At 50.6% G+C, this 15,600-nt stretch carries 12 protein-coding genes; 10 read left to right on the forward strand and 2 right to left on the reverse strand.

The genetic code is table 11. From position 1 onward, the window contains the following. Positions 1-75: 75 nt before the first annotated feature. A complete protein-coding gene (locus ACFPPD_RS19500) occupies positions 76-255 on the forward strand; it encodes an S-layer homology domain-containing protein (protein WP_378082954.1) in 180 nt (59 codons plus the stop codon). Positions 256-499: 244 nt separating this feature from the next. Here the strand turns inward: ACFPPD_RS19500 and ACFPPD_RS19505 are convergent, their stop codons facing one another. Together ACFPPD_RS19505 and ACFPPD_RS19510 are read right to left on the reverse strand one after the other, a co-directional pair. After that, positions 500-1,636: a sensor histidine kinase gene (locus ACFPPD_RS19505; RefSeq protein WP_209748022.1), complete on the reverse strand. Its 1,137-nt coding sequence runs from the start codon at positions 1,634-1,636 to the stop codon at positions 500-502. After that, complete coding sequence (locus ACFPPD_RS19510; protein ID WP_209748024.1) at positions 1,633-2,319, reverse strand: response regulator transcription factor; 687 nt, start codon at positions 2,317-2,319, stop codon at positions 1,633-1,635. The genes ACFPPD_RS19505 and ACFPPD_RS19510 overlap by 4 nt, the downstream gene beginning before the upstream one ends. A gap of 207 nt (positions 2,320-2,526) precedes the next feature. Here ACFPPD_RS19510 and ACFPPD_RS19515 point away from each other — a divergent pair, with 207 nt between their 5' ends. From ACFPPD_RS19515 to ACFPPD_RS19555, 9 genes are all read left to right on the forward strand, one after another. Then, entirely contained in the window at positions 2,527-3,003 is a 477-nt protein-coding gene (locus tag ACFPPD_RS19515; RefSeq protein ID WP_209748026.1) for a DUF6220 domain-containing protein, read from the forward strand. Between the two features lie 495 nt (positions 3,004-3,498). Next, positions 3,499-5,745 (forward strand): MMPL family transporter, encoded by a 2,247-nt coding sequence (locus tag ACFPPD_RS19520; RefSeq protein ID WP_209748028.1) that lies wholly within the window; start codon positions 3,499-3,501, stop codon positions 5,743-5,745. Positions 5,746-6,031: 286 nt separating this feature from the next. Then, positions 6,032-7,291: a carbohydrate-binding domain-containing protein gene (locus ACFPPD_RS19525; protein WP_209748030.1), complete on the forward strand. Its 1,260-nt coding sequence runs from the start codon at positions 6,032-6,034 to the stop codon at positions 7,289-7,291. Between the two features lie 400 nt (positions 7,292-7,691). Further along, positions 7,692-8,633, forward strand: a complete 942-nt coding sequence (locus ACFPPD_RS19530) for a metal ABC transporter solute-binding protein, Zn/Mn family (RefSeq protein WP_209748033.1) — start codon at positions 7,692-7,694, stop codon at positions 8,631-8,633. A 27-nt stretch (positions 8,634-8,660) separates the two neighbouring features. Then, the gene (locus tag ACFPPD_RS19535; protein WP_209748035.1) at positions 8,661-9,458 is read left to right on the forward strand and encodes a metal ABC transporter ATP-binding protein; all 798 of its coding nucleotides are present in this window, start codon (positions 8,661-8,663) and stop codon (positions 9,456-9,458) included. A 7-nt stretch (positions 9,459-9,465) separates the two neighbouring features. Then, the gene (locus ACFPPD_RS19540; protein WP_209748037.1) at positions 9,466-10,416 is read left to right on the forward strand and encodes a metal ABC transporter permease; all 951 of its coding nucleotides are present in this window, start codon (positions 9,466-9,468) and stop codon (positions 10,414-10,416) included. Further along, on the forward strand, positions 10,413-11,306 hold the full coding sequence (locus ACFPPD_RS19545; RefSeq protein WP_209748039.1) for a metal ABC transporter permease: 894 nt from the start codon (positions 10,413-10,415) through the stop codon (positions 11,304-11,306). Before ACFPPD_RS19540 ends, ACFPPD_RS19545 begins: the two co-directional genes overlap by 4 nt. A gap of 254 nt (positions 11,307-11,560) precedes the next feature. Continuing rightward, entirely contained in the window at positions 11,561-14,665 is a 3,105-nt protein-coding gene (locus tag ACFPPD_RS19550) for a hybrid sensor histidine kinase/response regulator (RefSeq protein WP_209748041.1), read from the forward strand. A gap of 532 nt (positions 14,666-15,197) precedes the next feature. Then, the coding region (locus ACFPPD_RS19555; protein ID WP_378082960.1) for an FG-GAP repeat domain-containing protein at positions 15,198-15,600 on the forward strand (403 nt) is incomplete at its 3' end.

Consider the following 15,600-nt stretch of genomic DNA (forward strand, 5'->3'; position numbering starts at 1 on the left):
TGAATATACGAAGCTTTTCGACCGGCATATGCCGGAAGGAAGCTACATCCAGATGATGGAGGCGAACTCGTATTTGTGCTTGCGGTGGACGAGCATGCGGAAGTCCCGATACAGCCAATCAACTTTAACGATATCTCCGGACACTGGGCGGAGGCTAACATCAAGCAAGCGGTTAGTGATGGAATCGTCAGCGGCTATCCCGACGGCACGTTCAAGCCGAATCGTAACACACTTTTGCATGAATCAGGGCAGTGAGGGTGCCCTATAATTTTCGCCTTTAGGATGATAAGCTGAACCCTATCACAAGTAACGGCGAATTGTATTCGCAAATACATAAGAATGTGATTAACTTGTGGATTTCGCAAAATAAGTGCAGCATGCCCGCCGTTAATACTTAAGTCAGGGGGGTATGGAATATGCCAACCAACCGATCTTAACGCTTTGATACCCGACAACGCCGCCTCATTAACTGTTCATTATTTAACCTCCTCGAGTTTCATCATTTATCCAAAGGCAAATAAACGGTAAATGTCGTACCTTGATCAGGCTCACTCACGACGCGGATGAACCCGCCGTGGGCTCTGACAAAATGATGAGCGATCGATAATCCGAGCCCCGTTCCGCCTGTATGCCGCGAACGGGCCTTTTCCACGCGATAAAAACGATCGAATAGGTGGGCCAGCTCTTCGGCTGGAATACCGATGCCGGTGTCTATCACAGAGACACATGTATAGACTGCATTCCGATTCAGGACCTTGTCTTCAATGACAACCGAAATCTTTCCGCCTTCCGGCGTGTAGCGGATTGCATTAGTCAACAAATTAATGAACACCTGCGTGATCCGTCTCGCGTCGGCCATCACCGTTACCGGCCTCGTGTTCGAATAGAAGCGTATTTCCAGTCCGTTATCCTCAGCCTCCATTTTCACATCATCAACGATTTGTTCGAGTCTTGCCGACAGATCGAGCGGTTTGCGATCCAATGCCAACCGGCCCGCCTCAGCCAGCGACAAGACATGAAGATCTTCCACAAGCAGGCCTAAGCGGATTACTTCGTCATGGAGTCTAAGCAGCATTTCCGGAGGGACGTATTGACCGGTCTGTTGAGCGTTTTCTAATTTGAGCTGCATGATAGACAGCGGAGTTCGAAGCTCATGAGCGACATCAGCTACCAACCGTCTGCGGGCTTCCTCGGCTTCACGCAGGCGAAATGTCATATCATTGAACGTTTGGGCGACTTTCCCATACTCATCTTTCGAGTCTACAGGCACTTTGACGTTCAGGTCGCCCTGCGCCACGCGCTCTATGGCGGCAATAAGCTTTTTGAGCGGAAGGGTCAGCACCCCCGAGATCCAAAAACTGAAAAACAACCCGACCGCAACAAAAAAGAACAAGCGCACGCCATTCGTGACTTTGAGCAGCGCGTTCAGCCGCGTATGTTCAAGGATATAAGATTTGAATATTTCGATTCGCTCTTCGGGCGAGAAGCTCAAATAGTCGGCATCGTGTTGTTCCCTTTGAAATTGATCGATCAAGCCGCTTGTGTAAACTTGCGTCGTAAGGGAGAAAGTGAAACTTACGATGAGCACGAGAAGACCCATACAGGCAAATATTTTCATACGTACCGTCAACCTCATGATTGTTCACCGAATCGGTAACCGAAACCGTATACCGTCTGAATATAACGAGGATTGGTCGGATCGTCTCCCAACTTGCGGCGAAGATTCCGGATATGGGAATCCATCGTTCTTTCGTATCCCATATATTCGTCCTCGAGTGCGGCTTTTAATAATTGCAGGCGGCTGAAAACAATTCCGGGACGCGCAGCCAACGTGTACAAAATTTTGAATTCCGTCGGTGTCAGTTGGATCTCCTGGCCGTCCTTGAATACCTGACATTTGGCCTCGGAAATGATCAGGTTGTCTCTTTCCAAGAAAATCGACCTGTCTTCAGGTCCGCGCAAGCGGCGAAGTAAAGCCCGGATGCGCGAAGCAAGCTCTCGCAAGCTGAACGGTTTCGTCAAATAATCGTCCGCACCGATTTCCAGACCGACGATTTTATCCGATTCATCCGATCGGGCCGTGACCATAATAATACCGCAATGCGAGGTTTGCCTTAATTCGCGGCATACGTCGATGCCGCTTTTCTCGGGGAGCATCCAATCAAGCACGACGAGATCAGGCCGTTCAGAACGGGCAATCGTGAGCGCTTCCTTGCCGGTAGAGGCGGTCAATACCCGAAACCCTTCACGTTGCAGATAGGTGCGCATCTCCTCAAGCATGCCCCGTTCGTCCTCTACAAGCAACAATTTCGGTTCCATTCCAATCCCATCTTTCCAGTTTAGTCTGCTTCCAGTGCGAGAATACACCGCTTACCGAAAATTATACCGTGATTGAGCATGTTCTTGAAGAAATCCACACAAAAGGGGGAGGATCTGCATAAGTTCTCGACATTTATTGTTTAAACTGACTGTGAAACGAGAGAAAAACCCGATCGATCATAATTTAACGAAAGCGAGGATTCAAAGATGAGCAACCTACCCGTAAACCGCAGTAAACCTGAAGCCGGGGATCGCGCGGTGGAATTAACCAATCTTTCACCGTTGGTGGTTATATCGCGTTTGATGTTTAAGGCAATGGTCTTGATATTTGCGATTTGCATTTTGATCCAGGTGTTTCTTGCCGGTCTCGCAGTATTTTGGGATTCGGCCCAATGGGCGAGCCATACAGGCTTTTCCAGATTGCTGATCATTGTTTCGATCCTGATACTCGTGATGTCTTTCGTCGCTCGGCTGCCGCTTTCTCTTCGACTGCGTAGTGCGGGTTTGTTCGGCATCATCATTTTGATAGCGGTCAGCGCCAAATTACCGTCTGGAATTGGATATTTATCTGCTCTTCATCCGGTACTCGCTCTGCTGTTGTTTTTTGGAACTGTGTCCCTCATAAGGAAGACCGATGCCCTCAAAAAAGAAAAAAAGCAAGAATCTGCGGAGAAAAGCGGTTGAATTGAGTTTTGATCACAATCTTCAACATGGATGGAGAGGAAATGATGCCACCCTATCTATCCGAATATCTATTGATCTTTCTATTCCTTATTGTGTCTGGAGTATCGCTGTATCTGGTTGCGCATGATTATGAGAATAGAACGCGTTGGTTTCGAATCGTTGTAATTGTTCTATATGGGATGTCCGGTATCCTTGTTCTCTTTAATTTTATTCCAAGACTATGACTGACTATCGCATGCTATACACAGCATCTGGACTTCACTGTAAAAGTACATCCTGCGCCTGGTTTTGCCATTTTGCAGAATGGTGACTTGAATCTTCTTGTGAATGCCGCGAATGGTCCAGGTGGAGCCGCTCAAGCCATGCCGGATGGGCGAAAACCGGAACTCGGCGGCAGATCCTACTAGATGACCCGGCAGGTAATCCTATCGAACTCTTCGAGCCTCCAAGCAAATGATGGAGAGAACATTACCTTTTTAAAAAGGAGACTCAGGAATGAAGAATCGATTTGGAATCGATAAATGGGTGGCAGGACCAACAACCAGATGGGTTACTTTGCTTATTTGGTTAGTCGCAGCAGGGCTGTTAAGCACGCTGGCACCTTCCATTAGCAAAGAAGTCGTAAATAACGCTCCCCCATTGGCTGACACCAGGCCATCCGTACAAGCACGTGAATTGGTTACAAGAGAATATCCGAAGGCGGAAGATGCTCCTGCTCTGTTCGTGTGGCACCGCCAAGGAGGACTGACCGATACCGATCTACAGCGCATCCAACAATTTACCGAAAGATTATCGACACATCCCGTACCGTATCAGACATCCGTACCGCCTTTGCATGAAATGCCGCTTCAGGATTTGAAAACGAGGCTGTCGGAGGATGGCAGCACCATCGTCTCGCCAGTATTCTTCAGTAAAAGCACGCAATCGAATGAGTGGAAGGAAGGCGTAGATCAAGCGAAAGAAGAAGCAACCGTCCTATTCGGTTCAGATCCGTTCGCCGTCGCCATCGATTCTCCGGCCGACTTGAACGCAAGAGTGACCGGTCCGGTCGGCATACAGATCGACGCAACCGGAGTATTCGAACAGGCCGACAAAACGTTGCTCTTCGGTACCGCACTTCTTGTGCTCGTGCTGCTGCTGCTCATTTACCGCTCGCCGATTCTGGCTATGCACCCGCTGGTTGCCGTAGGCATCGCTTACTTCGTCATCAGTCCGATTTTGGGGTGGATGGTGCACAGCGGCATGATAACGGTGGAAAAGCAAGGAACCAATATCATGACGGTATTATTGTTCGGCGCCGGTACGGATTATTGCTTGTTCCTCATTTACCGGTTCCGTCAACTGCTCAAGTCTGAACCGGACAAGGGCAAGGCACTTCGCAGCGCCATTACCGGATCGTCAGGCGCGATCGCGATGAGCGGTTTAACCGTCATTCTCTCGCTCCTAGCGATGATCGCAGCGGAGTACGGTTCGTTCCGACTACTCGCCGCACCGTTTGGGATTTCCATCTTCATTATGGGACTGGCCAGCTTGACGCTTGTACCTGCTTTACTCGCCATTATGGGGCGCGTTTCCTTCTGGCCGTTCATTCCGAGGACGCCGGGCATGCTGGCCGAACGAGCCAAGCGTAAGGGACATCCGGCCCCGGCTTCAAGCAAGCCCTCGCGCAATGTTATCGGTTCCCTTGTCGTACGTCGGCCTTGGCTCATTATCGTCCTGACCTGCATGGTGCTCGGCGGATTTGCAGTATTCTCGACTCAGGTTAAGTTCACGTTTGATAAGCTGGCCATGTTCCCAAAAACGATGGCATCCATAGAAGGATTCTCCGTCATCGGCGAGCAGTTCTCGCCCGGCGAACTCGCTCCCGTTAAAGTGATCGTGGATACCGACGGCAAGGATCGGGACATTGCACAGACTTTGGCCTCGCTTCCTTACGTGACACAAGTATCCGAGCCGCTGGCCGGGCGGACGAACCCGGAACTATTGGCGTATGACGTATCCCTTAACATGAGCCCTTATTCGATGGATGCGATGAAGGTGATTCCGGAACTCCGCCGATCGGTCGAAGGCACGTTGCGTCAGTCAGGCGACACGGACGCTGCGAAACATGTATGGATTTCCGGAGAGACCGCGGAGCAATATGACACGAAAGAAACAAACATACGGGATATGAGCATCATTTTGCCGCTGATCATTATCATGATCGCAACTCTCCTAGTCGTGTATCTACGTTCTTTGATCGCCGCGGCTTACCTTATTTTAACCGTATTGCTCTCGTATTTGTCGGCTTTGGGATTAGGGTGGCTCGTCTTGCACCACTTCCTGGGCATGGACGTGATTCAAGGCACGATACCGTTATATTCGTTTGTATTTTTAATCGCGCTGGGCGAGGATTACAACATTTTCGTGATATCTTCCATATGGCAAAAAAGCAAGCGAATGCCGTTGAAACAAGCAGTCTTGGAAGGCGTGGGGGAGACGGGGTCCGTCATTACGTCGGCAGGCCTCATTCTTGCGGGTACGTTCGCCGTTTTGATCACGATGCCGGTTCAGTTGATGTTGCAAATGGGAGTCATTACCGCGCTCGGGATTCTGCTCGATACGTTCGTTGTACGTCCATTCCTCGTACCGGCCATTACGCTGATCCAGGGCAAGTGGAGTTTCTGGCCCGGACGCCTTAACTCCGTTTTGGACACGGATTCAACATCTAACGAAAAGCAAGTCACATGGCCATCTATGTGAAACAGGTTGCATAAAAGGCGATTTTGGTTATTCCCGCATACGAGCCATGTGGAGTGCGTTATATGGCTAGACAGGAAATAGCCCGATCTTTATATTCCCTCAGACGGATAAGTCTGAGGGAATTTTGTTTTTTGGGCTGACTTTAATCATGGAAGAGAACTTTAGGATTCGTTATTTAAGTTTGATTTAAGATATCTGCACTAAGATTTAAATAAGTCATGAAGCGGTAATGCTTTCTGAATAATAAACAGATGATTGCTACTAATTATACGAGGAGTGTTAATTCATGAAAAACAAAAAGCTGAAAAGCATAAGCGCCATTACTTTGGCCGCATTACTTTGCGTATCTGCCGTGGGATGCTCTAAGGCACAAGCCGGCAGCGGGGATGCTACTGCAACCACTCAAACATCGAGTTCGACCGTGTCGTCAAGCGCAACGTCAAGCGCAACGTCAAGCGCAACGTCAAGCGCAACGTCAGCAGCGGAAGCTTCCGTTCTAGACACATCGGAATTATTCAGTGATCGGGATTTAGAACAGTCGGCGGATCTTGCAGCTGCAACACAAATGGATTTGGAAAGCAATCAAGATGTGACATTGAATAAGGAAGGCGTCTATGTCTTAAGCGGCGAGGTAGAAAATGTGACGGTAGTGGTTGATGCTGCCGAGGATGCAAAAGTTCAAATCGTCCTTGACGGCGTCAGTATAACCAATGAAGATTCACCCGCCATTTATGTGAAAGCAGCGGATAAAGTATTCGTTACATCCACTGACAGTAAGAACCATATGGAGGTTTCAGGAAGCTATGGGGCGGATGGAGATACCAATTTGGATGCAGTAATTTTCTCTAAAGCAGATATGACACTGAATGGAACCGGAACCTTAGAAATTGTATCTAATGAAGGTAATGGTATTTCTTCGAAAGATGATCTCAAAATTACTGGAGGCGTGTATACCATTCATTCATCTGCGGATGCTATAGAGGCCAATGATGCCATTCTTATCAATGATGGAACGATTACAATAGATTCTGATAAGGATGCCCTGCATAGCGAAAACGATGAAGATGCTTCCCTTGGGTATATCTATATTGAAGGCGGTACATTAAATATCGCCGCTGCCGATGATGCCATCCGCGGCAACAGCTTTGTTCAAATAGATGGCGGCACCATTAACATAGAGACCAGTGAGGAAGGCATCGAGGCAAACTATATCAAGGTGAATGATGGAAAGATTACTTTGAATGCGAATAATGATGGCATAAATGCCTCGCCAAAAGTCAACTCTGATGCGGCGATTGAAGTCAATGGCGGTACCATAGACGTAAGTATGGCTAGCGGTGATACGGATGCATTTGATTCGAACGGAGATATCTACATTAATGGAGGAACCATTAATGTAGAAGCAGCTTCCGCTTTCGACCCTGATGGTACTGCTCAATTAAATGGCGGCGAAGTTACGGTCAATGGAGAAAAAATCACTCAAATTACCCCATCACGCGGGGGTGGAGGTCGAGGGGGGGCAGGTGGCGGTAGAGGAATGCGCTAACATACTTATGAATTAATGATGTAGGGAGCCGCGAATACTGCCACTCAGAACTGTCCATTTTACGCAACCCACACATATGGAGGCGGTTACTCTGTTGGTATGGGAAACCTAAATGAGACGCCGGGTTACTCCCGCGCGTCTCTTTATTGTCCTTGCGTTGTATTCATTATTAAATGCGATTCGAACTTTTCTGCCGGGAAATAACTGTATGTTTTACAGTTCGTTTGTCCGCTTTAGCCACAACAGAGTGGAACTCAGCCTTTTAAAATAAAATGTTGCATTGATGAAACATTTTTGTGTATTATAAAGAAAGAGGTGCGAGGTAAAGTATTCGTCCTAATCACAACATATTTGCCGGTAGACAACAGAATAAAATAGATAACTAGAGGGAGAGCGAATCATGAGAAAGCAGCCATCATCCGTGAAACGATTACTATTGGCGGTCTTGTTCCTATCCATGGGCTTATTGTTATTGTCGGGATGCGGCAACAAGTCCGAGTCAGAAACGGCAAGCGGAGCTTTGAAGTTAACGACAACCATCGGCATGATCAACGACGTTGCCCGGGAAATCGGCGGAGAGCACGTGGAAGTAACCGGGCTGATGGGACCGGGCGTAGATCCCCATCTGTACAAAGCATCCCAAGGAGACATCAAGAAGCTCGAGGACGCGGATCTGATCCTCTATAGCGGACTGCATCTGGAAGGCAAAATGACGGAAATGTTCGAGAAAATGAGCAAATCGAAACGCGTCGTCGCCGTAACGAAAAACATTCCCGAAGAGAAGCTCCGCGAGGCTGACGGCGCCCACGATCCGCACGTCTGGTTCGACGTCTCGCTCTGGATGAACGCAGCGGAGACGATCCGGGATACGTTGATCGAAGCGGACCCTACGAACAAGGCGGCATACCAATCGAACGCCGAAGCCTATCTAGCGAATCTGAAGGAATTGGATGACTATGCGCGCGCCCAGATCGACACGATTCCGAAGGAAGGACGCGTCATGGTAACGGCTCACGACGCTTTCGGTTATTTCGGCGCTGCGTACGACATCGAAGTCGTCGGATTGCAGGGTATCAGTACCGCCTCGGAATACGGCTCCAAAGACGTGATCGCTCTTCGCGACATGCTGGTGGAACGGAAAATCAAAGCCGTGTTCGTCGAGTCCAGCGTGCCGAAGAAATCGATCGAGGCCGTTATCGAAGGGGCTAAGAGCAATGGGCACGACGTCGTTATCGGCGGAGAGCTGTTCTCGGACGCCATGGGTAAGGAAGGCACGATTGAAGGCACATACATCGGAATGGTGCGGCATAACGTCGATACGATCGTTAATGCCTTAAAATAACTAGATTGCCGGGAGGAGAGAGTCAGGATGAAGGAGAGAACGACAACGATTCCCCCGCTGGCGGTGTACGGACTGACCGTCGCCTATCAGAAAAAACCTGTGCTTCGCGACGTGACGTTCACTGTGAACGAAGGGGAACTTATCGGCATAGTCGGACCGAACGGAGCGGGCAAATCGACGCTGATCAAAGCGATCATGGGTCTTCAGCCGACGCTTGGCGGCGAAGTCGCCGTCTACGGTCAGCCGTATCGGCTGCAACGGAAGACGGTAGGGTACGTTCCTCAGCGGGAATCGGTAGACTGGGATTTTCCGACGAACGCGCTCGACGTCGTCATGATGGGGCGGTACGGCCACTTGGGCTTGTTTCGCCGCCCCGGCTCCAAGGAGAAAGCGATCGCGCTCGACTGCCTGGATAAGGTCGGCATGGCGGACTACGCGAATCGCCAAATCAGCCAGCTGTCGGGCGGGCAACAACAGCGGGTGTTTCTAGCCCGGGCACTCGCTCAGGACGCGACGCTGTATTTCATGGATGAACCGTTCGCCGGCGTCGACGCCGCGACGGAGAAAGCTATCGTCACCTTGCTGAACGAGCTTAAGCGGCAAGGCAAGACGGTGCTCGTCGTTCACCACGACCTTGCGACCGTTGTCGATTATTTCGATTCCGTGCTTCTGCTGAACGGCGAGCTCGTCGCCTTCGGGCCGACTTCAAGCACGTTCACGCAAGAAAACTTGCAGAAGGCATACGGAGGACGACTCGCTTTCGTCACCAAGTCGGCTTCGGCGGAAGACGCCGGTTCGCTCCAACCCGCCGGGACGGGAGGGTGAGCGAGCCATGTGGAATCTACTGACCGATCCGAATCTGCAATGGATTCTGTTCGGTAGTTTGCTCCTCGGCCTTAGCAGCGGGGTGATCGGGACGTTCTCTTACCTGCGCAAGCAGAGCCTGATCGGCGATACGCTTGCTCACGCGGCGCTTCCCGGCATCTGCATTGCTTTCATGCTGACGGGCGTGAAGTCCGTCGGCTTGTTCCTGATCGGCGCCATTCTCTCGGGCCTGCTAGCCACATTCGGCATGAGCTGGATCATTCGCCATTCCCGCATCAAGCCCGACGCGGCAATGGGTATCGTCCTCTCCGTCTTCTTCGCCATCGGCATCGTGCTGTTGACCCAAATCCAACATAGCTCCTACGGCAACCAGAGCGGACTGGACAAATTCCTGTTCGGCCAGGCGGCGTCGATGACGTTGTCCGACGTGTACGTTATGGGCGGCGTTGCCATACTGCTTATCGGCGCTTGCGCGCTCCTGTTCAAGGAATTCAAGCTGATCAGCTTCGACTCGGGCTTCGCGAGCGGCATCGGCTTTCCGGTCAAGACGCTCGAGCAGCTGCTGCTCTGCCTCGTCACCATAAGCGTCGTCGTCGGCATTCAAGCGGTCGGCGTCGTGCTCGTGGCCGCCTTGCTTATTACGCCGGCGGTATCGGCGCGGTATTGGACGGACCGGCTCGGCGTGATGACCGTGCTCGCGGGTTTGTTCGGGGCGCTAAGCGGCGCCATCGGTACGTGGGTGAGCGCGGGTGTCGCCCAGCTTCCGACGGGTCCGCTCAGCGTGCTTACGGCGACTTCTTTCTTCGTGGCGTCGGTGCTGTTCGGTCCGCGCCGGGGCGTCATCCCTAAGCTTCTGAGAAGGTCGAACGCCAAGAAAAGCTGGCAAAGCGAGAAGAAAACGAGCGTGTCGTCGTCCGGCGTTTCGGCTAAAGGAGAGAGAGAGGTATCGGCATCATGAGCGGACTGTGGATCATTCTGACGGGCGTGCTCGTCGCGTCTTGCTGCGGCATTCTCGGATGCTTCCTCATCCTTCGCAAAATGTCGATGATCGGCGATGCGATCAGCCATTCCGTGCTTCCCGGCATCGTCATCGCGTTTCTCGTCAGCGGCTCGCGGGACTCGTTCTTCATGCTCCTTGGAGCGGCAGCCTTCGGCTTCCTGACCGTGTTTCTTATCCAGATGTTCCACCAGAGCGGCGTGCAGAGCGACGCCTCCATCGGCGTCGTCTTCACCGCGCTGTTCGCCGTCGGCATTATTCTCGTCAGCCTTAACACCGGGCAAGTCGACCTGGACCTCGACTGCGTGCTGTACGGGGAAATCGCTTATGTGCAATGGAATACGCTCACGATCGGGGGAGTCGGTATCGGACCGAAAGCGGTCTGGCTGCTCGGACTCGCCTTGCTTGCGATCGCCCTGGTCGTCGGCTTGTTCTACAAGCAGTTCAAGCTGTGCGCCTTCGACCCGGCGCTGGCTGCGGCTCTTGGGATACCGGTTGCGATTTTCCACTACGTGCTCATGGGCCTTGTGTCGATGGCGACTGTCAGCTCCTTCGAGAGCGTAGGCGCCATCCTCGTCGTCGGGCTGCTCATCATTCCGCCTTCGACGGCTTATCTGCTCACCGACCGCTTAAGCGCGATGATCGGCCTAAGCCTCGCGATCGGCATCGTCAGCGCCGTCGGCGGGTATTTCGCGGCCGTCTTCCTGGACGCCTCGATCGCCGGCTGCATGGTATGCGCGGCGGGGCTGCTGTTCCTGCTTACGTTCCTGTTCTCGCCGTCCCATGGCTTGGTCGTACGGCGCAGGCGCCAGCGCCTAGCCGCCGCTGCCGCAACGTCTGCCGTCACTTAACGAAGAAGCTTTGCCCCGCCTAGTCCCGTATCGGACTAAGGCGGGGTTTTTTCGTCGCGCATGACGACAAAATGGGTATCTTTTTCATCTGCTCAAACGCGCGCATTCCTTAATGTTCACATTGACAATAACCGAGCCAAGGGGATAACCTTAAGTGAACTGGGTTTGGGTCATATTAAAAAAGAAGAAATAGTTGCTCCAAGGATCTTGCGGTCTTTGGGGCTTTTCTTATAACCAGAAGGATGTGTAATAGGGTGCAATTTAAAAAACGCTATATTAAAGTAATCGCAATGATTGTATTGATTACGTTGGCGGCATCTAGTGCGGTTCTACTGCTCAGATCAAACACGAATCAGCAGCCTGACAAGGAGGACCCGCAGGTCGTACATGGCGAACTGGATTTGACGCAATGGGACCTCCAAAGAGAGGGTGAGATTAAGCTTGACGGGGAGTGGGGCTTTTATTGGGAACGGCTTCTTGCAACGGATGATTTCAAACGATTGGACCTTCAACAATCTAGCGAGTATGTCGACGTGCCGAGTGTTTGGAATAAGTATCAAGTGGAAGGAAAGCATTTGCCTGGACAGGGGTATGCGACGTACCGACTGAAGGTGAAGACGGATGGTCAACTTTCTACTTTATCATTGAAAATCCCGACGATATCCACTGCTTATAAGGTAATGATTGAATGCGAGACGGTAGCCGTAGGCGGAAAGGTGGCGGAATCCAAGGATCGGGCTATTGCCGCTTATCTGCCCCAAACGATCGAGTTTCAGCCTACTGCCAAGGAATTTGAAATCGTCGTGCAAGTATCCAACTATCTGTATGCCCGCGGAGGGATATGGAATGCGATGAAGCTCGGTACCGTGGAACGAATCGCTGACTTGAATCAAGAGGAATTTGCAATAGATATGATTATTCTGGGCAGTACGTTAATGATGGGATTATATCATATCGCCATTTTTATTTTACGCAGAACGAATAGGTCTGCTCTCTATTTCGGACTTATTTGTTTGCTAGTCGTCATACGGATCATGTCGTTAAAAGAGATTTTCCTGCTGCATCTGTTCCCGGATACCGATATACGCTTGCTTATTTTCTTCGAATATCTTACCTATTACGGAGGACTTACGCTCACGACGCTGTTCATTCGCGAGCTTTACCCTGAAGAATTTTCAAAGAAGATCATCAGACCGATGGTGTGGATCGGCTGCGGATTCATTCTGACCATTGTTGTATTCCCGACTGAAATGTATACGCAGTGGACGAACCTCTTTCATTTTTTTGTTCTATTAAGCTGCGTTTATTATATTTTCGGTCTTGTTGTGGCCGTATGGAGAAAACGAAGCGGTGCTGGGCTGCAGATTACCGGCGGGGTTATTTTGATTGCGACTATGGTTCATGACATTCTGTTCTTGCAAAACCCGTACCAATATTACTGGATCGGCAAACCCATATTTCCTTTTGGTATGTTCGCGCTGATTTTTATCGAGGCGGCCGTTCTGGCGAGGCGATTCTCGGACGCTTTCCGGACGATTGAGACGATGTCGGATAAGCTGCTTTCCCTCGATCGATTGAAGGATGAGTTTCTGGCCAATACGTCGCATGAGTTGAAGACACCGATTCACGGTATCATCAACCTCTCGCAGTCGGTACTCGAAGGCGCATCCAACCGATTGAACGACTCCGAAAAGGGAAATATGGGAGCAATCGTGTCCATTTCGCGCAGATTAGCCAATCTGATCAATGATATTCTCGATTTTTCCAAATTGAAAAATGGCGAGCTTATTCTTAGGCGGAATACGGTGGGATTGCGGCCGTTGGTAAGCGTGGTGTTGGAGATGTTCCGGCATCTGGCTGGAGATAAGCAGGTTCGGTTTATAGACGGATTGCCGCTCGAAGTTCCAAGCGTGAATGCCGACGAAGACAGGCTTGTGCAAATCATGTACAACCTGATCGGCAATGCGCTCAAGTTCACTGCGGAGGGCGAGATCCGGATTACGGCTAGCGAAAGGGACGGATGGTTGGAAATATCTGTTCACGATACGGGAATCGGCATTCCTCGGGAAAATCTGCAAGCGATCTTTGAATCGTTTGATCAGGCGGGCAGAACGATTGCCATGGAATATGGCGGAACAGGGCTTGGTCTCAGCATCACCAAGCGACTGGTTGAACTTCATGGCGGGACGATTGTCGTGTCGTCTGCCGTCGGTAAAGGATCGGTATTTACATTCACTCTACCTGTGGCAACCGGAGTAAATAGCCAACCGGTGGAGCACGGCGTGATCGCTGAGCTGCCGCGCGGATTGACGGAGCTGGCAGCAGGCGTGGAGGTTTCATCGGAGGAGACTTTGATATCGAGCGGTGGAAGAGAATTTACTATTCTCGTCGCGGATGATGATCCTATCAATCGGCATGTGCTGACGACTCTCTTATCTTCGGACAACTGCTCGGTTATCGCTGTTTCGGATGGCATGATGGCGCTTGCGGCGTTGGAACGCAATCATCGTATCGACTTGGCCGTGCTCGATCTGATGATGCCTGGCATGTCCGGTTACGAAGTGTGTCGCAGCATCCGCGAGCGGTATTCATTGTCCGAGCTCCCGGTGCTGCTACTGACCTCGAAAAACCGATCGGAGGACATGCTGTCAGCCTTCGAAGCCGGGGTTAACGATTTTCTTAGCAAACCGGTCGAGGCCGGGGAGCTCAGAGCACGTATCCGGACGTTGCTGAACATGAAAACTTCCGTAAGCGAGCTGATCAGCTCCGAGATGGCTTTCTTGCAAGCGCAGATCAAGCCTCATTTTCTGTTTAACGCGTTCACGACGATAATATCGGTCAGCCATACCGATGTCGGCAAGGCGCAGGCTTTGCTTGAGGACCTAAGCGAATACTTGCGAGGAAGCTTCGATTTTCAAAATCGGGAGCGACTCGTTTCCATTAGCAAAGAATTGGAGCTGGTGGATTCATACTTGAAGATCGAGAAAGCGCGGTTTGGGGAACGGTTGCAAATCGTTCTCGATGTTGACGAGAATATCCGACATGAGATTCCTCCGCTTATCATTCAACCTATTGTAGAAAATGCAGTTAGGCACGGGGCCATGCATCGACTGGATGGGGGAAGCTTGCATATTTCAATAAAATCAAATGAGGAAGCCGTTGTCATTATCGTAAGTGATGATGGGCCGGGAATTCCGGAAGCCGTGTTGGCCGATCTGAAAGAAAGGCGACAAGGTCGCAGAGGCGTAGGTCTGATTAATATTGAACGCCGATTGCACAACTTATACGGCTCAGGACTGGAAATCGGGAGTGTGCCGGGAAGCGGTACGAAAATAAAGATACGAATTCCTACGAGGTGATGCGAATATGCTGCGAGTGGTTCTGGTTGATGACGTCCACGATCCGTCACTATGAACGATATACGAGGTTGATGAAGGAAGAATTGGGAATTGATCCGATGGAAACCACGGTTCAATTGTACCAGCGATTGTGAGCGGCAGCGCCAAGGATATTGATCGTGGCGCTGCCGTTACTTTTTTTATGGATTTGAAAGTGTTCAGAATTTGATCAGAACGGTATGTTATGCTGAAAATGTCGATTAGTGTAGAAAATAATCGAATATAAGTGTTTATTATGAAGGCTAATGTTTGTTCTGGTGTTATTTAGAAATAAGAACAGTTGCGTGGAGCTCGGGTAACGGCTGTAGTTGGACGTGCGCGAGCATATTGCCGTAGGTGAGAAAGTGTATGGAATTGTGGCTAGGCAGAATGGAAAAGTGATGGCATAGGAAATGAAGAAGATTGCGCTGCGAGGGGCGGTCATCGGACAACAACTATTATCTTGGATGTATCTATTTTGACGAAGAAGACAGTATTTGGGAGGAATTTCACTATGAATCGTTATAGAAGCTTGAAAACAATAGGAGAGAGAAACTTGCCTATACTTAGTTCAATAAGGAAAACTTTTGTTGCAATCATGGCTTTTACCGCAATGCTGCTTTATTTTTTTGCTCTGCCGGCTAACGTCAGCGCCTCCACCAGCCCCACCTTCACCTCCGGCACGTTGCCGCTGACTGACAGCGGCACATCCAATTTTGGGATTCTTCAAGTGGGCGACTTCGATAATGATGGCGATATTGACATCCTGACCCAGGAAGGAGGAACGGGAACCAGCGTTACATTGTGGACCAACGACGGCAGCGGTTCGTTTGCGGATGATGGGATTGGGCATTTTCCTGCATCATTGCCCGGTCTCAATCTGGGGACTGCAGCAAGGGTCGCCGATTTTGACCATG

Origin of the sequence: Cohnella suwonensis (assembly GCF_042655365.1) — a bacterium.
Lineage (GTDB): Bacteria > Bacillota > Bacilli > Paenibacillales > Paenibacillaceae > Cohnella > Cohnella suwonensis.

What these genes read in the sequence shown, in the direction of transcription:
- ACFPPD_RS19535 (WP_209748035.1), top strand. Translation starts at nt 8,661, where the DNA reads ATGAAGGAGAGAACGACAACGATTCCCCCGCTGGCGGTGTACGGACTG.
- ACFPPD_RS19520 (WP_209748028.1), top strand. Translation starts at nt 3,499, where the DNA reads ATGAAGAATCGATTTGGAATCGATAAATGGGTGGCAGGACCAACAACC.
- ACFPPD_RS19515 (WP_209748026.1), top strand. Translation starts at nt 2,527, where the DNA reads ATGAGCAACCTACCCGTAAACCGCAGTAAACCTGAAGCCGGGGATCGC.
- ACFPPD_RS19525 (WP_209748030.1), top strand. Translation starts at nt 6,032, where the DNA reads ATGAAAAACAAAAAGCTGAAAAGCATAAGCGCCATTACTTTGGCCGCA.
- ACFPPD_RS19545 (WP_209748039.1), top strand. Translation starts at nt 10,413, where the DNA reads ATGAGCGGACTGTGGATCATTCTGACGGGCGTGCTCGTCGCGTCTTGC.
- ACFPPD_RS19510 (WP_209748024.1), bottom strand. Translation starts at nt 2,319, where the DNA reads ATGGAACCGAAATTGTTGCTTGTAGAGGACGAACGGGGCATGCTTGAG.
- ACFPPD_RS19505 (WP_209748022.1), bottom strand. Translation starts at nt 1,636, where the DNA reads ATGAGGTTGACGGTACGTATGAAAATATTTGCCTGTATGGGTCTTCTC.
- ACFPPD_RS19540 (WP_209748037.1), top strand. Translation starts at nt 9,466, where the DNA reads ATGTGGAATCTACTGACCGATCCGAATCTGCAATGGATTCTGTTCGGT.
- ACFPPD_RS19530 (WP_209748033.1), top strand. Translation starts at nt 7,692, where the DNA reads ATGAGAAAGCAGCCATCATCCGTGAAACGATTACTATTGGCGGTCTTG.